The sequence below is a fragment of the Alkalitalea saponilacus genome, assembly GCF_900168165.1.
GTDB classification, from domain to species: domain Bacteria; phylum Bacteroidota; class Bacteroidia; order Bacteroidales; family Marinilabiliaceae; genus Natronoflexus; species Natronoflexus saponilacus.
In genome coordinates, this window is record NZ_FUYV01000005.1 from 20,096 (window position 1) to 37,513 (window position 17,418).

The window sequence follows — 17,418 nt, forward strand, 5'->3', positions numbered from 1 at the left end:
GATTTCACTTTTTAAAAGTATCTGTTTCTGTTAATTATTATTAAATAACAGACTGCATAAAAAACTCGTAAAGAGAAGAAAACCACCTCATAAAAAACTCATCAGTCGTTGTTTGAAATATGGGGAGACAACAGAAAGACCAGGGATTCTAATGTGCATAGGAGAGACTTTTCTAATCTCATTTTCCTGGTTTGGCAGCAGGATGCCTCCAGAGAATGAAATTTGGCAATTATCGGCTTCTTTATTCAGCTGTTGCTTAATTTCGAATGGAGTTTTCTGTTTTTCTACTATAAAATGCCGGGATTGGCTTAGATTGAAATTATCTTACTGTGAGTCATTATCATGATGATGTTTTTGGCATTTTACAGAGTTAAACCATTGGCTGCATACCTCAACATCCCATATTTTCTATGAGTAAGCTTTGCAATGGCAATCAATGCAGGTTTCCATTTTTTTTAACAGGAGCTGATATAATAAAAGAGGAAATCGGTATCATTTTTAACTAATGAGAACCAAATTAATAACCCTCTCCAAAAAATTAAAATTCTTAAAGGTGAAAAGGCCTGTTATTTTAATTTCATTATTATTCATCAGTTTCAACCTGACTTTTGAGCAAAATGATCCAACTGATTCTTTGTCGAGCTTCAAAAATATTAAGGAACAACTCACCAAACGTCAGAATAAATGTATTTCAAATAAAAAAGAGCTGTCTCCCAAGACGGCTCTTTTTGTAACTCTAAATGGTTGTAAAACCTACAATTCCATATCATGTTCTAATACCCAGGCTTGGGCTGAACCATCGTAAAATTTCACATTTCTATACCCAAGTAGCGAATGTATTACAAAATATCCGGTACTGGTGTATCCGCCAACGCCACAATAAATGATGATTTCTTCATGTTTAGAAACACCGGGACCTACAGCTGCTTTGAACAACTCTTTCAACTCATTGATTGATTTAAATGTATCATCTTCGTTCCATACATCAACAACCGGCATGGAAACAGCAGTAGGAATATGCCCGGCTTTAGACGCCCATGGTTCAATCACCTCGCCTGAATAAACATCGGCGTCGCGGGTGTCAATAATAATTTTGGAACCAATACTGGCTTCAACATATTCGGTAGAAACAAAAAGATTCTGCTTGGGATTGGCCACAAAAGTTGTGGCTGGCAATTCTGTTGGTTCTGTTTCCAGTGCAAAGCCCTCCTCCACCCATTTATTGATGCCTCCATTAAGAATGGCAACATTCTTAACGCCCACATAGTGCAAGGTGGCAAACACACGCGTTGCATTCGCTAAAACGTATGGTGGTTGTGGCGCCACGGTGTTTCCCGAAATCAAAACAACTTTTGAATCGTTAGAAACACCTGCTTCACCAAGCATCTCCTCAAGGTCACCAACAGGAGGGAGCTCCATTAGTAACTCATCTGACACAATCCAGGCAGACACTGGCATCAAAATAGGAATGTTTATTGAGCCGGGAACATGCCCTTCCAAATATTCTTCCTGAGATCTCACATCTACTACCACAACCTTTTCGAAATCTTTAATGGCATTAAGATTGATGGCTGAAATAAGTGGTTGGCAAATTCCATCAGCGGGATTAATGATTACTCCATTTTTTCTTAGCCAATCTTCCGAACAGCCAAAACAACTTAATATTGCGATTGCTGCAATAATCAAAAAGGTAATCTTTGTTTTTTTCATAATTTTTTGGGTTTAAAAATGGAAATTAAATTAAGGCAAATGCGAATAAAATTTTCGCTTACGATTATGTTTATTTGAAAAATATTGTGCTAATACGAATGGTGGTTATTAATGAAGTTCAAATGGTTAAACAAATATCCTTTCTTCAAACTAAAGAGATTCCCATTTGTTAACTTTTTGAATTTTAGAACGATTAAAAATAATAATTTCAAATTAAGTATGCAAATAAACTGCTCAATCAAATAATTTTTCGAAGCCATTTTGAATTAATCATAATTTATATATTCTATAGCAACTATACGAAAAGCATGGTATAATTGAATTCCGGGTTATAACCGTTGAGCAGAAATCGGTGCTTTATAAGAGCAATTTGAATAAACCCTGCAAAGTTAAGCTTGATGCACGAATTGAAATTGGAAATTTGAGACATCTTAATTTCGTCTTTAGGTTATCGGACTCTCTATCTTATCTCATCAAACATCAGCAAGAAGAGGGTGACATTAAACCAAAACCCTGGTTTTTGGTTTAAATTTTAACCAAAAGTTTTGCATATGAGGACTTCAATCCTATACACTGATATTCTTTAAATCCATTAAAAATGCGCAACAAAACAGACTTCAATCTGGAATATTCATATTTATCGCTTCCCAATAAGTTTTACAGTTTGGTAAAACCCATGCCGGTTGCTAAACCTGAATTATTTCTGCTCAACCATGAGCTTTGCAACGAACTCAACATTTCAACCAAAGACCCCGAATCTATCATCAATGCAATATATGGGAATGACCCTGACAACTCAAAAACTTTTTCACAGGCATATGCAGGTCATCAATTCGGACATTTCACCATGCTGGGCGATGGAAGAGCGGTGGTGGTTGGTGAGCACATAACAGATGGTGGCAACAGGTTCGATATGCAGCTAAAGGGCAGTGGAAAAACGCCTTACTCCCGGGCAGGAGATGGAAAAGCCACCTTAAAATCGATGCTCAGAGAATACCTGCTGAGTGAGGCCATACATCATTTAAACATTCCAACTTCACGAAGTCTTGCTGTTCTAAAAACGGGAGAAGTGGTGCGCAGAGAGACTCTTAACGAAGGAGCAGTTCTTATAAGAGTTATGAAAAGCCACATCAGAATAGGCACTTTTGAGTATGCCAGACATTTCGGCACCACAGATGATTTAAAGGCGCTTTTACAATATACCATCAAAAGACTACTCCCTGATGTTGAGCAGAGTGAAAATCAGGCCTTAAGTCTTTTAAAAAAAGTGATATCACTTCAAATAGAGCTTGTTGTAAACTGGATGCGGGTAGGCTTTATTCATGGCGTGATGAATACAGACAATGTCTCCATAAGTGGCGAAACCTTTGATTTTGGCCCCTGTGCTTTTCTGAATTCACATCATCCCGAAACTGTTTACAGCTCAATTGATGCTTACGGAAGATACTCCTTTGGAAACCAACCCGAAATAATGAAATGGAACATAGCAAGGCTTGCAGAAGCCTTGCTGCCGCTTATTCACAACGATTCCGAGACATCTCTCATGCTTGCTCAAAATGCCATTGATGAATTTGATGAAATATGGAATGAAAAATACTACTCAACCATGCTGAATAAGCTTGGGATTGAAAACAAAAACAAGGATTTCTATCCATTGGTTGACGAGTTACTTGAACTAATGACCAACCTTAAACTTGACTATACCAATACGTTTTATGCCTTAGGTACTGATGTCAATTCTAAAGACAATCCAAAGCAGAGACCAGAATTAAAAACATGGCTGGAAAAATGGCAAAATGCCATTTTTAAAAATTCCAATGGCTCTGAAACATCAAGAGAACTCATGAGTCTGAATAACCCGGTTTACATCCCTCGCAACCATTTGGTGGAACAAGCTTTGAATGAAGCAGTAGAAGGTAACATGACCTTATTTGACAGATTATTGGGCGTTTTAAAAACGCCCTATACCTATCAAAAGAACTGCGATTCTTTTACAAAACAACCCGACACGGATTTTGAAATGAGATATCAGACTTTTTGCGGTACGTGATGATACCGAAACAGCACCAACAACCCCACTACTACCACAACACTTACCACAGCAGGCCAACCGCCATAGCTACCGGTTGATACATCAAGTGGATTTATTTCAGGTTTAGCGGCTCGGAAATAGTAAAATAGCAGCAGAGCCATCAGATTATTAAAAAAATGAGCCACAATGGGATACCAAATACTCTTCCCATAAACCAGCAAATATCCCAACAAAGCGCCAAGCACAAAGCGGGGAGCAAAAGTTAGAAACTGCATGTGCATGGCACTGAACAAAAAAGCCGTGAACCAAACCGCTGCATGTTTATTGTTCACGATTCTTTGTACCGTTGGCTGAATGGCTCCCCTGAACAACAACTCCTCGCCTATTCCCGGAAGAATTGCCATTAAAAATATATTGAAAAGGATGATTCCTGTATTTTGAGTGTCCAAAAATTTGAAAATCATATTTCCGGCACTGGCTTCGGCTGATTTCATCCAGTTTTCAATTCCTCCCATAGAAGATGGCAGAACCAATCTGGTATTTACTTCTGCAAGCCATGAGGAAAGCGGTTGTGCAGCAAAAATTAGTAAAACTGACAACAACATCAGTCTGAATTTTGCTGAGCCAAACCAGAGCCAGTTTACGGGGTAATGGGAGAACAGTCGGGCAGCCACCAATGACGGAACAATGAAAACGGCAAAACTCTGCACCAATTGAACATACCGGTACATCCAAATGGTTGCATCCCCCCTGCCTATGGCCATTACTGAATCCATGCCGGCGAAAGGAATGGCCAGTGCCAGACCAAATAGTGAGACAAAAATGGCTGACAAAATCACCAACACAAACAGCAACAACAAATGAAACATCGGGGGATACTCTGCAAAGACACCTCTTCTCATTAATCTATTTTTTATCGGTTCGATTCAAAAATAACGATGTTTTTTGAATCATGAGAGTTAAGAAGACCAAATAATTAAATTTTACACCACCATTATCAGCCGCCAAACCACCAGAAATCTTCAACAAAAAAGCGGAATGCATTAAGTCATCATTGCAATTTATACCAAAAATTGGTAATTTTGAGTAGCGTTGCAAGACATCCACGAGTCATGTCGAAACCTTCGACACCCAAGACTGTGATTATATGGCGAGTTCTCCCGATACATCGGGAACCAATAACTTAAACAAATTATTTACGAATGAAAAACACATCTATTTCACTAGGTAATCATTTTGACCAATTTGTACAAACTCAGGTATCAGCTGGTCGATATAAAAACGTAAGCGAAGTTATTCGCGCAGGACTTCGTCTTTTAGAGCATGAGGAAAGAAAAGTAATTGCATTGAAAAATGCTATTGAAGAAGGTTTACAAAGTCAAAGGGTAGAAGGTTTTGATTTCATGGAAAACCTGAATATGCTAAAATCAGAAAAAAGGAAAAATGGCTAAAGTAATCTTAAGACGAAAAGCCATTGAGGATTTAAATGATATTTGGAATTATACTTTCGAAAAATGGTCTGAAAACCAAGCCGACAAATACTACTCATCATTAGAAGCTGCTTGCAAAGAAATTGGGGAAAACCCAAATATTGGTCGGGAATTCTCCGCAATAAGAAGTAATCTATTGGGATTCAAGTCAGGAAAACACATCATATTTTATCAATGGATTTCGGCAAATAAAATCGAAGTCATTAGGATATTGCATGAAACTATGGATTTGAAGAACAGATTGGCTAAATATACCACCATTATTCCTGAATAAACCTTAAATTCGTACTTCACAATCCGAAAACATTCGCATTCATGAACTGGAACCAGTTACTTTCATCCAAACGCACAGGAGAAACCGACAGTCAGAAAATCATCCACGACCGCACACAGTTTCAGAGAGATTACGACCGGCTGATTTTTTCTTCCCCATTTCGGCGCATGCAGGATAAAACACAAGTATTCCCTTTACCCGGCAGCATTTTTGTGCACAACCGGCTCACTCACAGCCTGGAAGTGGCCAGTGTAGGACGCTCCCTGGGCAATAACATCAGCCGCTTTTTATCCGAAAATAACATCACGCAAAACCCTTTGGTGAAAGAACTCGGGTCGGTAACTGCCGCTGCCTGTCTGGCACACGATATGGGAAATCCGCCTTTTGGCCACAGCGGCGAAAAGGCCATTTCGCTCTTTTTTAAATCGGGAGAAGGTGAGAGATATAAAAACCTCATCAATAACGAGTCAGTTTGGGACGATTTTACCGATTTCGAAGGCAACGCCAATGCGTTGCGTTTGCTCACACACCAGTTTGCCGGTCGTCGCCGGGGTGGATTTAATCTCACATACACAACCGTTGCATCCATCGTAAAATATCCTTACGCATCCGGAACTCCCGAAAGAAAAAAATATGGCTACTTCCAACCTGAACATCAAACCTGGCAGCAAATAGTCAACGAACTGGGCATCAGAAAAATTTCCGACAAACCGGAAATTTACGCTCGTCACCCACTGGTTTACCTCGTTGAAGCTGCCGACGACATCTGCTACCACCTCATGGACATAGAAGATGCGCACAAACTTGGCATTTTATCAACGGAAACCACCCGCCACCATTTCATGCAGTTTTTTGATGCCGATTCCGAAAAAAAGAGCCTCGATTACATCCATTCCATCTGTAACGAAGTGACCGATGCCAACGAACAAATTGCCTTTCTCCGCGCTTTGGTCATTGGAAAACTGGTGGATGCATGTTCAGAAGTTTTTCGGGAAAACCATGAACAAATTCTACAGGGAGAATTCTCCGGCTCACTCATTGGCAAATTGAGCGGAACTCTTGCCACGGCCATGAAAGCATGTGAAAAAACGGGTTTCGAAACCATTTACAAACACCCCTCGGTGGTTGAGATTGAAATCGCCGGTTTCAAAATTCTCGGCACCCTGCTTCGCGAATTTTGCCATGCGGTAATGCATCCCGATGATTACTACGCAAAACTTCTCCTCCCCTTCATCCCCCAACAATATCGGGTAGCAGACAATGCTCCGGTTCCTCAAAAACTGCAAACCGTTCTCGATTTTATTTCAGGGATGACCGATGTTTACGCACTCAATCTCTACAGAAAAATCAACGGCATGGGACTCTCCGACAAACGCTGATGATTGAAAAAATCAACCATACCATCCACACGCACACTGCGCCGGAAGGCACAGTGTGCCAGCGCATCAGCGATTACCTCCCGGGAATTTTCCCCGGCCTCAACACAAAATCGTCGGCAAAAAAAAGCCTGAAACGTGGCGATATCTCATACAACAACCACATTGCAACCACAGCCAACATCATTCAACCCGGCGACGAAATTGTTTATCGAAAAACCATTTCAGAACCGCGCAGAATTTTCAATTTAAAAATTGATGTGGTTTATGAAGATGATGAATTGGCTGTGATTAATAAACCCGCGGGAATTGTGGTGAATGGTAACCAATTCAGAACCATTGAGAATGCACTACCCGGGTGTCTCAAAGCATCCCCTTCGGAAGATGCTTTGATGGTTCCACAACCGGTGCATCGGTTGGACAGCCTCACCAGCGGTTTGCTCATGGTTGCCAAAACCCACAAAGCGCATCTGCATCTCAGTCGCCAGTTTCAAAACAAAACCATAAAAAAGCAATACAACGCGGTGGTCATCGGAAAACCAGAAGATGAGGGAACCATCTCAACACCCATCGAAAACCGGAAAGCCATCACCCGCTTTCGAACCCTCAAAACGTGGCCATCCATCAAAAACAGATACCTGTCGCTGCTTAGTGTGACCCCCGAAACAGGTCGCACCCACCAAATCAGGATACACCTGAAAGAACTCGGTTTCCCGATTCTTGGCGACCCGCTTTACGGCACCGAGGGTTTAATTCTTAAACACCGTGGACTTTTCCTATGTGCCATGGCACTTGAGTTTACCCATCCCGTTACAAACAAAATTATTCATCTGGAAACAGACCCTCCGCCAAAGTTTTTCCGTTTTCCCGAAAAAGAGAAGAAGAGGTACAAACGGGAATAAAATTATGGAGAACCAAATTTGTATACTCTCAGGTAAAGTGTGAATCATGCAAAAACTTTCTGAAATTGTGTAACGCTATCTGTTTCTATATTCATCATCTTTGGATATACATTCTCTCAATATTGTAGGAAATGAAATGCGCATGCTTTCACAATTAACCACGCTTCATCTATAAGAAGGAATAAGAGAGACCATCCCGATTATAAATGGACTCATGCAAATTTCCTCATTGCCTCCCAATGCATTCGGGAACCAATGAACTACTAAAATTCTCTTCGCTTTAATGAATTGAAATTGGGAACAAACACTCTGCCCTAACAGCAATGAACTCTATCATGTCAGGGGCTGTAAAAAGTAAAAAGTAAACCGTATATCAGTAAATCCGCTTCAAAAGTCGACATTTATGAGAAGCTTGTTGAGGCATAAACAAAAATCGCTATGAGTATAGGTAAAGTAGTATTAGGAACAATGGCAGGACTTACCATTGGTGCAATTGGAGGAATTCTATTCGCACCCAAAAAAGGTTCAAAAACCCGCAGAGACATCATGCACAAGGGGGATGGTTATTGGCATAAACTCAAAACCGAGAAAGCAAAAAAAAGTGCAGATAAGGATGCAGAAAAAGCACGTGTAAAATATGATGATGCAAAAAAAGAGGTGAAAAATCTGGCAACGGAAATAAAGCATTCAACTTCATAAGTTTACTCTCTGTTATCTTTTTAAATACCTAAAACAGAAGGTGACAATGCAATTCACGCAACAACGCTTTTAGAAGGGGAATAAAATACCATTATAAAATATCGCCATAGACAATTAGAATGTTCTGGTTTTATCCCTCTATTTGCAGCCCCTGCTATTGCATTGTCGCTTTTATGTTATCTAAATTGTTCTTAATCCGGATGGATAAATGTTCTGTGCATTACTAATCCAATTTATCAAAAAATGATGGAACCCAAATAGAAAAACAAGCAGAAAGGGTGCGCCAAATCATCACAAAAAAAGAAAACACGAATTCTATATAGGGACAAAATCGCGTATAACGGAATTCTTTATCCCTGATAAGTAGCAATTCCACCAGTAATGAAAAACAAACCGCTGGATGTCCCTTTCAAAATAAATCTCCCCGGAGGGGGATTTATTCAAATCATTGGGATTGGATGAATGGTATATTATTTTTCCTAAATATTTGGTAATTCCAGTGACCATCTTGCCAGACTCCGGCGTAAAATTCAACGAAAGATCATACCATTCCATATACAACTCACCTTTTGATTCAACATCGTTGCCGGTGAATAAAAATAGCGAGCTTTTATGAATTCCGTCTGCCACCTTTATTCCCGCAAGGGGATATATGGCGGAATTGATAGTCTCAAACCGGAATTCTGACAATTCAACATTTGCTCTGTAGCCGCCGTTTACATCCCTCAGATTGTATCTGAAATTGGCTTTAAGAATCGCATCACCAAAAATATAAGCCTCCGCGCTTATAATCATAATACTGTCTTTATGAAGAGAGTCAGCGATATTGGTAATATTTATCAGGGTCGCTTTCAGTCTTTTAAAAGGCACCTTACCGGTAGCTTCGTGAAAAGCAGATTCGGAACCTTTCTCCGGAAATTCCGAATACAAAATATCAGTTTCACTGATATTTATCTCGCCCACGAAGAAATCAAACGGAGCAGTCTGAAATAATCTGACCGGCATAACGGGTCGCTGTTCCTCATTAAAAAGAGGCCTCCGGTCGCGTAAGACATCAATAACTCCATTCGTAATATTAATTTGAGAAACCATCAGTTCTCTTCTGTCATTATTACTGTAAATCCTGAAGCCTATAATTTCAACAAAGTCAATTTCGGTTTCAAAGCGATCGGTTTCGAATTCAACATGCCGGTAAAACTCTTCTTTGACATAATTGGGAATCACTCTAATTTTCTCTATGGCTATGGTCTCCATATCACCATCAACTGATATGTTGTTAACATGATATGAATAGAGATTTTGAGGAAAACAAACGGAAAGACCTGAAGCCTGAAATGAGTGCTTCTCAAGTGTAAGGTTTTCAATGGCAAAGATTTCCTGGTCAGAGAGTGAAATTTTTCCTTTAAAGTGAATTGATCCGCTCACAACTTTCAACCGATAATTTAACCCATCTTCCTGCTCTTCCAAAAGACTTTTAGTGCTTAAAAAAATGCTGTCTGCATGAAAACGGTTAAATTTAAATTTCCTACCACCCAGAGCGATTAAAACAAGAGGCTTGAGGGAAACTTCAAAATTGATAATACCCGCTTCATACACTTCCCTAAAAGGCATTAAAGAGCGGTCTTTATCAAACACCTCTGATTCTGCATATATGGAAACCTTAGATGTCGATACAGTGGCCGGAAATACTTTGAATTTTAGTTTCTGAATATTTACGTCAATCAAATCTTCGGATGACTGCTCAAGATGATTCGCAATTTTTTTCTCCAATAAATTTTCAACATAGCTAGTAAGAGCAACGGGAAGACATACCTGAATAAGCAGAATTCCCAACGTCATAATCAATGCAGGCACTGCAATGAATAAGATTAATCTTGTGAGTTTTTTTCTCATCACTAATATGTATTTCTACAAACAAAGCTTGATCCTTTCCCAACGTAATAACACTGCTTAAAATGAACTTCCACTGGTAGATGCTATTGAAAATCATTTTCAAATATTCCAACCCGGGCTCCAAATAAACGGCATAATATCAACGATATCGGGACAATTCAATTTTGCAAATTCTAATAAAGACTAATTAACAAGAGCCTTCTTGTTTAAGTTCGATAGCACAACACCAACTACAAAAATGACTGCACTCGCTATTACCGGAGTCCAGTTAGCGCTTGATACGCCGATGTCGATCCCTAAAAAGCTGAATGTTTCGGTGTCCTGCATGGCCTGCACTCCAAAAATTACAATACCTGTAATTCCTATTACCAACAATATCATACCTATTAATCGCATAATGCGGATTTTTAAAATTGTAAATAAAAAATAGTACCCTAAAATTAAGGTCAATATCTCCGGAAAGTTTTGTAGAATTTAGCGGAAAATTTACATGATTCACACATTTAAACTGACTCTAAGAGACAGTCAAATCAGATCATACAAACTAAAATTTCCCTTGAATAAACTTACTGATTCATTACTATTTCTTCTCTCTCCATTGCAGAGCAACATATAAACCTGATGGCCTTCGCACATATCATATGGCCTGCAAGCATCTTTAAAATCTTGTATCCACAACAATAAAAAATGTGAGAATCATATAACTGATTCTCAGAATTACATAACGCTTATATTGAATGGTAACAGTATTTTTAAATTGTGTGTGATATGCACACAATCCTAAAGTTTCAGATAGAACTTCATACGTCCTTATAACAAGCAGAAGAATAATAAAAGTTCTTACAATTTTAACTATAGATCAAGAAAATGAGATGCCTCAGTTTCATATTGCTTTTTATCTGTTCGTGCACTCTGGCACACGGACAGATGAGTCTGGATGTATCAGGCGGATTGGCGCGTCAAACCTATAACAAGATTCAGGTTCCAAATAAAGAAGGAACTGCCTTTGACTTATACAATAATTTCAATATCGAGACTCCTGTAATAAGCTATAATTTGAAACTTGGTTACTGCATTAAGCAAAAAAATCATATTTTTTTATTGTATGCTCCTCTTAGCATCAACTATACGGGAATTGCACCTTTTGATGTTAAGTTCCTGAACTCAACTTACCCTGAGGGTCAGAATGTGGATACCCACTACAAACAGAACAGTTATAGAATAACTTTCCGCAGAGATTTTTACAGTTCTGAAAGATGGATTGTTGGAATTGGACTTACTGCAAAATTCCGGGAAACAGAAATTCGTTTAGCAAATTCAATGAAAACTGAGAAATTGGAATATTTTGGCTTCATCCCATTATGGAACTTATACACTGAATACAATATCAATAAATGGGCGCTTTTCTTTGAAGGTGAAGGCATGGCAAGTGGCTCCCGACGAGCTTTTGATTTACACCTGGGAGGAAAAATCCCGTTGAATGAGCATCTGAGGATAAAGGTTGAATACAGGATGGTAGAAGGCGGAACAGATGTAAAATCTGTTTACAATTTAACCATGTTACATTTTGCTAACCTGGGGTTGATAATTAACTTTTAAGGATGAACTCAATATATAAAAAATCGTCCTACCAGCCGTTTATCATTTCCATTCTCTGATTTTTTTACCATTTTTACGCCTTTGTTAATTGTAAAATAACACTCCGTTTTCAATTATGACAAAGGTAACTGCCTCAACAACCAAAAGCAGCGGACTGCTGAAATGGGTCGAACAACTGGGAAATAAACTCCCGCATCCTTTCTGGATGTTCGTCTGGATAACCATCATCATCATAGCCACCAGTGCCGTGGCGGCACTTTTCGGCCTCAGTGCCACCGATCCCGGAACCGGTGAAGAGGTTTTTGCCAAAAACCTTGTTTCAGGCGAAGGGTTACGTCGATTTTTGGAGGAAATGGTCACCAATTTTGCTCATTTTGCACCCTTCGGACTGGTTTTAGTGATGCTGATGGGGGTTTCGGTTGCTGAGCGCAGTGGTTTGCTGACCATCGTTTTACGAACCATGGCCTTTGCTGTTCCCCGTAAAGTGGTACTTCCATTTATATTCATCATAGGAGCATGCGGAAACATTGGTTCCGATGCCGGTGTTGTGATTGTTCCTCCCATTGCTGCACTTATTTTCATGCAAATGGGACTGCATCCCATTGCCGGATTAATTGCCGGTTATGCAGGAGCCACCGCCGGTTTTACCGCCAACTTCTTCATTGCCGGCACTGATGTGTTGTTGGCCGGTATTTCAACAGAAGTGGCCACCGGAATCGACCCCGATATTGAAGTAAGCGCAACTGCCAACTGGTACTTTATGATAGCCAGTACGGTGATGCTTGGTCTGGGCGGCGCCTTCATTGTTTCGCGGTTCACCATTCCGAAATGTAAAAACTTTGCCATTGGCGACGAAGGCATTGAAGCCTTTAAAGAGACCCCTAAACTAACCCCTGAAGAGAAAAAAGGGATGGTTTATGCAGGTCTTTCGGTGCTGATTTTTATTGCGCTCATTGCAGCCATGGTAATTCCAGACGGAGCACCTCTGCGGAATCAGGAGACCGGAGGCATTGTTCCATCACCATTTTTGCGCGGACTGGTACCCATTTTGTTCTTCTTTTTTGCCATTCCGGGATATGTTTACGGTAAAATTACCGGCTCTATAAAAAAACCTGACGATTTACTGAAATTCATGGAACAGGGCATGAAAGACCTGTCGGGTTATATCGTTCTCATGCTGGTTGTGGCACAATTTATAAACCTTTTCAGCTGGAGTCGTCTGGATACCATTCTGGCCATTAATGGTGCGGAATTCCTGCAATCATCAGGACTCACCGGGCCGTTTATGTTTACGTTGTTTATGATGTTGGTGGCATTTCTCAATATTTTTATTGGAAGCGGCTCGGCCAAATGGGCCATTTTTGCACCCATTTTTATTCCAATGCTCGCGCAATTGGGATACAGTCCTGCATTCATTCAGCTGATGTACCGGGTGGGCGATTCCATCACCAATTGCATAAGTCCGCTTTACATTTATTTTCCACTGCTCATTGGCTGGGTTAGAAAATATGATAAAAACATCGGAATTGGCACCATTATATCCTTACTGATTCCATATGCGGTGGTATTATTCATTATGTGGGTTGTTTTGCTGTTTGTGTGGTACTGGCTCGGCATTCCAATTGGTGTTGGAGAAGGAATATATCTATAAAAAACAGCATAAAATTATTGCGAATCCCCAATGCAATTACGCATTGGGGATTTTAAAATTTCATACAAATCTGAATGTCAATTAAATCTATATTTTGTTTACTTAGTACAATTTGATAATCAGCGGCTTAATAATTTGCAATTATTATAACTTTTATCTATTTTCACCTTTTGTGAAACAACACGTCATTTTTGGAATCATCAAAACAGGGGGTAAAATTGATTCAAATAGCGGGAACTATGCCATACAGACGTTTACCAAATACCGATCAAGCAAGACTTAGGGCACTTAAGTCTGCAATAAAAAAGGGTAGCTCCTTAAGTCCCGTTGATTTGGCGTTTTCACAAAAATTACTTTTGGAGTTAAAAGCCTTCCTTCCCCATTTTGAGCAAGTTTTAAATCAATACCAATACAATCGGGAACGGCAGGCCAATACAGGGAAACAGTTGGGAGAGCATTATAAATCTGCACGATTATATGTTTCTCACTTTTTTCAGGTGGTAAACCTTTGCATAGCCAGAGGAGAAATAAAACCTGAAGCAAGAACCTATTATGGCCTATCTGTTGATGAGAAATCAGTACCTGAAATTGGAACGGAGCAACAACTCCTTCAGTGGGGAAAAAGTCTCATAAAAGGAGAAGAAGACAGAATGGCTGGAGGCGCCACACGAATCTATAACCCCTCGTTGGCAATGGTACGTGTGAAATTTGAAAAATTTCTAGAGTATTACAACATCCATAAAGACCTTCTGGCAACCTCACAAAAACTTCTCGATAAAGTAAACGATTACCGCGAGCAGGCCGATAAACTCATCACTTCCGTTTGGAACGAAGTGGAAGCCAAAAATGAAAACCTGTCTCCTGATGAGCGACGGGAAATATGCAGCCATTACGGCGTGGTATATGTTTTCAGGCCTTCAGAAAAAGAACACAGCTCGATTTAATCTATTTTAGCTTCTCCCTCAAACGAAATCATTATTTCATGATATCCGGCATTTTATTCTGTCCGCAGTTTTGGTATATTTCCTCAACAAACAATCACGACTTTAAAATTGATGCCATATGTACGGAAACATCAAAAATCATCTAATAAAGGAAGTTGAAACCATCAAATCATCCGGGCTATACAAAACGGAACGAATCATCACATCTCCCCAGGGAGCAGAGATTTCAGTTCAAAACGGAGATTCCGTTTTGAACTTTTGTGCCAACAACTACCTTGGTCTTTCATCACATCCCCGTGTGGTAGAGGCAGCCTTAAAAACTCTCCGATCCCACGGTTATGGAATGTCATCGGTTCGTTTTATTTGTGGAACTCAGGACATCCATAAAAAACTGGAAGAGAAGATTGCCTCCTTTTTTAAAATGGAAGACACCATCCTGTATGCGGCCTGTTTTGATGCCAACGGAGGCGTTTTTGAACCTCTTTTAACCGAAGAAGACGCCATTATATCAGATGAGTTGAATCACGCCAGCATCATCGACGGAGTGCGTTTGTGTAAGGCAGTTCGATACAGATATAAACACGCTGACATGAACGATCTGGAAGAACAACTCAAAAAATCAACGTCTCAGAGATTCCGCATCATTGTAACTGATGGTGTGTTTTCGATGGATGGAGACATTGCTCCTCTCAAATCCATCTGCAACCTGGCCGAAAAATATGATGCTCTGGTCATGGTGGACGACAGCCATGCGGCCGGGTTCATTGGAAAAACCGGACGTGGCACACACGAATATCACGATGTGATGGATCGGGTGGACATCATCACCGGAACACTGGGAAAAGCGCTTGGAGGCGCCATGGGTGGATACACCACCGGAAAAAAGGAAATTATTGAAATGCTCCGTCAAAAATCTCGTCCTTATCTTTTCAGTAACTCACTGGCTCCGGTCATTGCAGGCGCTTCGCTGGAGGTATTTAATATGTTAGAACAAGACACCTCTCTGCGCGACAGATTAATGGAGAATGCACACTATTTTAAAGAAAAAATAGTTGAGGCCGGATTCGACATTAAACCAACCGACTCGGCCATTGTTGCTCTTATGTTGTACGACGCCAAACTTTCGCAGGAATTTGCCGCTGAGCTACTCAAAGAAGGAATTTACGTTACCGGATTCTACTATCCCGTGGTACCCAAAAGTCAGGCTCGAATAAGAATTCAGCTTTCGGCAGCACACAGCAGGGAACAACTGGACAAAGCCGTTGAGGCATTTATTAAGATTGGAAAGTCTTTAAGTATTATTTAATGCGTACCAAAAATCAACTGAATCATTCGGTCTGCATTGGCTGCATCCATAAAAGGAATCAATAGTTGATTCCTTTTGTCAACTTCATTCTGAGAAAAGACAGTGGAAATTGATTTCTGAATGGCAGCAATCCACTCTGCATCCTTTGAAACCACTTCACAAAGCGGCTCCAAACCTGTATTTTCAACCATTTGAGGAGAAGCAATACAGTGTCGCCCCCTAAACAACGAGACCAATAACTTTAAACGAAGGCCGGTGGTTTGATAAGCAGGCAACAGTATGGCTGCAGCGTTGCTGATAAGTTCATTCATCCCTGCGGCATCCAGATTTCTAATAAGTTGGCAGGTTTCAACTTCAAGAACTTTTTTAGCAAGTGCACGCGAAGGATTTTTACCTGCAATGACCAACGGTACACCTGCTTCGGAACAAATTCTCAAAACAAAAAGTGCCGAACAATGATTTTCAGCCACTGATAAGTCGCCATGGTACAAAACATATTTTCCGATACCCGTTTTTGATTTTACTTCAGTTTCGCCATGAAATGCCGTTATTAAGTGAACATTCTCATGCACTTTTCTGAAAAAATCAGCATCTCCCTCGGATATAGGTATGATACCTTTCACCTTAAAAGGACCTTTTTCCCATGCTTTTAACCGGAGAGTTTCGAGTCTGAAAAAAAGTTTTTTGAAAAAACTCTTTTCCGTTTTGCATAGAGACCGATAGTAGTCGGTTTCCACATTGTGCATCCTGATCCAGATGTCACGGTTTTGCAGTTCAGAGAACTGCAAAACAGCAGTTGTGTGAGTTCCCTCCAGCAAAATCGGATGATTATCCTCCTTTAACCTATCTATGAGTTTTTTGTTTTGGCGACTCTTTACAATATATGGTATCCACGAAAATTGTCGGGTAAAACCGGTTTCCCTTTTATAATAACAAACTTCATGGCAATACTTCTCCAACTCCACAGTTTGTTTGCGACTGTATGTAAAACAGTGAAGAATGACCTTAACACCACGTTCTGATAATGCCTTTACCTTGTAAAACACATCCATGGCTCCTCCATAGTCGGGAGGCCAGGGAACTGTAAAACTCACAATGTGCAGAAACCGTTTGTCCATGATAAAATCTTCAATTTATGAGCGAATATAGAAATTTTAGGTGTGATTTTTTAATATCTCCTGAAAATGAGCCTGACTTAATGATTTATCTTCACAAATAGTTGAGTATTTCTTAACTTTGATAAAAAAATGCAACGAGTAAAAGTTTTGGTTGATGGCAGAGTTCAGGGTGTGGGCTATAGATATTTTGTAAATAACGAAGCTACACGTTACGGCATAAAAGGTTATGTCAAAAATCTTCCCGGTGGCCAGGTTGAAATAGATGCCGAAGGCGAAATTGGCCAGTTACGTGAATTTTTGGAGTCGTGTTACCAGGGTCCACCAATGTCGCGGGTAGATCAGTTTCACAGGAAACAGGTCACTCCCTATGGATATACCCGTTTTCGGATACTACATCATGAAGATTTATAGTGATAAGATGGTC

At 40.0% G+C, this 17,418-nt stretch carries 16 protein-coding genes; 11 read left to right on the plus strand and 5 right to left on the minus strand.

The genetic code is table 11. From position 1 onward, the window contains the following. Positions 1-753: 753 nt before the first annotated feature. A complete protein-coding gene (locus B5X70_RS05740; protein ID WP_079556933.1) occupies positions 754-1,710 on the minus strand; it encodes a sulfurtransferase in 957 nt (318 codons plus the stop codon). A 598-nt stretch (positions 1,711-2,308) separates the two neighbouring features. Between B5X70_RS05740 and B5X70_RS05745 the strand changes: the two genes are divergently transcribed. Further along, positions 2,309-3,760, plus strand: coding sequence for a protein adenylyltransferase SelO (locus tag B5X70_RS05745; RefSeq protein ID WP_079556934.1), 1,452 nt, complete (start codon positions 2,309-2,311; stop codon positions 3,758-3,760). Here B5X70_RS05745 and B5X70_RS05750 read toward each other — a convergent pair. After that, positions 3,739-4,644, minus strand: coding sequence for a CPBP family intramembrane glutamic endopeptidase (locus B5X70_RS05750; RefSeq protein WP_079556935.1), 906 nt, complete (start codon positions 4,642-4,644; stop codon positions 3,739-3,741). The genes B5X70_RS05745 and B5X70_RS05750 overlap by 22 nt on opposite strands. Positions 4,645-4,944: 300 nt before the next feature. Between B5X70_RS05750 and B5X70_RS05755 the strand changes: the two genes are divergently transcribed. The 5 genes from B5X70_RS05755 (at position 4,945) to B5X70_RS05775 (ending at position 8,483) form a co-directional block, all read left to right on the plus strand. Further along, on the plus strand, positions 4,945-5,193 hold the full coding sequence (locus B5X70_RS05755) for a type II toxin-antitoxin system ParD family antitoxin (protein ID WP_079556936.1): 249 nt from the start codon (positions 4,945-4,947) through the stop codon (positions 5,191-5,193). Further along, entirely contained in the window at positions 5,186-5,506 is a 321-nt protein-coding gene (locus tag B5X70_RS05760; protein ID WP_079556937.1) for a type II toxin-antitoxin system RelE/ParE family toxin, read from the plus strand. The genes B5X70_RS05755 and B5X70_RS05760 overlap by 8 nt, the downstream gene beginning before the upstream one ends. A 41-nt stretch (positions 5,507-5,547) precedes the next feature. After that, positions 5,548-6,885 (plus strand): dGTP triphosphohydrolase, encoded by a 1,338-nt coding sequence (dgt, locus tag B5X70_RS05765; protein ID WP_079556938.1) that lies wholly within the window; start codon positions 5,548-5,550, stop codon positions 6,883-6,885. Next, complete coding sequence (locus B5X70_RS05770) at positions 6,885-7,784, plus strand: RluA family pseudouridine synthase (protein ID WP_079556939.1); 900 nt, start codon at positions 6,885-6,887, stop codon at positions 7,782-7,784. Before dgt ends, B5X70_RS05770 begins: the two co-directional genes overlap by 1 nt. 438 nt (positions 7,785-8,222) lie before the next feature. After that, positions 8,223-8,483: a YtxH domain-containing protein gene (locus B5X70_RS05775; RefSeq protein ID WP_079556940.1), complete on the plus strand. Its 261-nt coding sequence runs from the start codon at positions 8,223-8,225 to the stop codon at positions 8,481-8,483. Between the two features lie 315 nt (positions 8,484-8,798). Here the strand turns inward: B5X70_RS05775 and B5X70_RS05780 are convergent, their stop codons facing one another. Beyond that, positions 8,799-10,376 (minus strand): hypothetical protein, encoded by a 1,578-nt coding sequence (locus tag B5X70_RS05780; RefSeq protein WP_079556941.1) that lies wholly within the window; start codon positions 10,374-10,376, stop codon positions 8,799-8,801. Between the two features lie 183 nt (positions 10,377-10,559). Further along, positions 10,560-10,772: a hypothetical protein gene (locus tag B5X70_RS05785; protein ID WP_079556942.1), complete on the minus strand. Its 213-nt coding sequence runs from the start codon at positions 10,770-10,772 to the stop codon at positions 10,560-10,562. 471 nt (positions 10,773-11,243) lie between these two features. Between B5X70_RS05785 and B5X70_RS05790 the strand changes: the two genes are divergently transcribed. The 4 genes from B5X70_RS05790 (at position 11,244) to kbl (ending at position 15,876) form a co-directional block, all read left to right on the plus strand. After that, positions 11,244-11,975: a hypothetical protein gene (locus tag B5X70_RS05790; protein WP_079556943.1), complete on the plus strand. Its 732-nt coding sequence runs from the start codon at positions 11,244-11,246 to the stop codon at positions 11,973-11,975. A 115-nt stretch (positions 11,976-12,090) separates the two neighbouring features. Further along, positions 12,091-13,626, plus strand: coding sequence for an AbgT family transporter (locus B5X70_RS05795; RefSeq protein WP_079556944.1), 1,536 nt, complete (start codon positions 12,091-12,093; stop codon positions 13,624-13,626). A gap of 218 nt (positions 13,627-13,844) precedes the next feature. Further along, positions 13,845-14,570 carry a hypothetical protein gene (locus B5X70_RS05800; protein ID WP_232468433.1) on the plus strand — a complete coding sequence of 242 codons (726 nt, stop codon included), beginning with the start codon at positions 13,845-13,847 and terminating at the stop codon, positions 14,568-14,570. A 118-nt stretch (positions 14,571-14,688) separates the two neighbouring features. Continuing rightward, positions 14,689-15,876: a glycine C-acetyltransferase gene (gene kbl / locus B5X70_RS05805; RefSeq protein ID WP_079556946.1), complete on the plus strand. Its 1,188-nt coding sequence runs from the start codon at positions 14,689-14,691 to the stop codon at positions 15,874-15,876. Here kbl and B5X70_RS05810 read toward each other — a convergent pair. Next, on the minus strand, positions 15,873-16,994 hold the full coding sequence (locus B5X70_RS05810) for a hypothetical protein (RefSeq protein ID WP_079556947.1): 1,122 nt from the start codon (positions 16,992-16,994) through the stop codon (positions 15,873-15,875). The two genes, kbl and B5X70_RS05810, sit on opposite strands and share 4 nt — an antisense overlap. Before the next feature lie 129 nt (positions 16,995-17,123). On the opposite strand from B5X70_RS05810, the gene B5X70_RS05815 reads away from it, so the two are divergent. Continuing rightward, positions 17,124-17,405, plus strand: a complete 282-nt coding sequence (locus B5X70_RS05815; protein ID WP_079556948.1) for an acylphosphatase — start codon at positions 17,124-17,126, stop codon at positions 17,403-17,405. Positions 17,406-17,418 lie beyond the last annotated feature (13 nt).

What these genes read in the sequence shown, in the direction of transcription:
- B5X70_RS05755 (WP_079556936.1), top strand. Translation starts at nt 4,945, where the DNA reads ATGAAAAACACATCTATTTCACTAGGTAATCATTTTGACCAATTTGTA.
- B5X70_RS05815 (WP_079556948.1), top strand. Translation starts at nt 17,124, where the DNA reads ATGCAACGAGTAAAAGTTTTGGTTGATGGCAGAGTTCAGGGTGTGGGC.
- B5X70_RS05750 (WP_079556935.1), bottom strand. Translation starts at nt 4,644, where the DNA reads ATGAGAAGAGGTGTCTTTGCAGAGTATCCCCCGATGTTTCATTTGTTG.
- B5X70_RS05785 (WP_079556942.1), bottom strand. Translation starts at nt 10,772, where the DNA reads ATGCGATTAATAGGTATGATATTGTTGGTAATAGGAATTACAGGTATT.
- B5X70_RS05740 (WP_079556933.1), bottom strand. Translation starts at nt 1,710, where the DNA reads ATGAAAAAAACAAAGATTACCTTTTTGATTATTGCAGCAATCGCAATA.
- B5X70_RS05790 (WP_079556943.1), top strand. Translation starts at nt 11,244, where the DNA reads ATGAGATGCCTCAGTTTCATATTGCTTTTTATCTGTTCGTGCACTCTG.
- B5X70_RS05760 (WP_079556937.1), top strand. Translation starts at nt 5,186, where the DNA reads ATGGCTAAAGTAATCTTAAGACGAAAAGCCATTGAGGATTTAAATGAT.
- B5X70_RS05745 (WP_079556934.1), top strand. Translation starts at nt 2,309, where the DNA reads ATGCGCAACAAAACAGACTTCAATCTGGAATATTCATATTTATCGCTT.
- dgt (WP_079556938.1), top strand. Translation starts at nt 5,548, where the DNA reads ATGAACTGGAACCAGTTACTTTCATCCAAACGCACAGGAGAAACCGAC.
- kbl (WP_079556946.1), top strand. Translation starts at nt 14,689, where the DNA reads ATGTACGGAAACATCAAAAATCATCTAATAAAGGAAGTTGAAACCATC.
- B5X70_RS05795 (WP_079556944.1), top strand. Translation starts at nt 12,091, where the DNA reads ATGACAAAGGTAACTGCCTCAACAACCAAAAGCAGCGGACTGCTGAAA.
- B5X70_RS05780 (WP_079556941.1), bottom strand. Translation starts at nt 10,376, where the DNA reads ATGAGAAAAAAACTCACAAGATTAATCTTATTCATTGCAGTGCCTGCA.
- B5X70_RS05770 (WP_079556939.1), top strand. Translation starts at nt 6,885, where the DNA reads ATGATTGAAAAAATCAACCATACCATCCACACGCACACTGCGCCGGAA.
- B5X70_RS05810 (WP_079556947.1), bottom strand. Translation starts at nt 16,994, where the DNA reads ATGGACAAACGGTTTCTGCACATTGTGAGTTTTACAGTTCCCTGGCCT.
- B5X70_RS05775 (WP_079556940.1), top strand. Translation starts at nt 8,223, where the DNA reads ATGAGTATAGGTAAAGTAGTATTAGGAACAATGGCAGGACTTACCATT.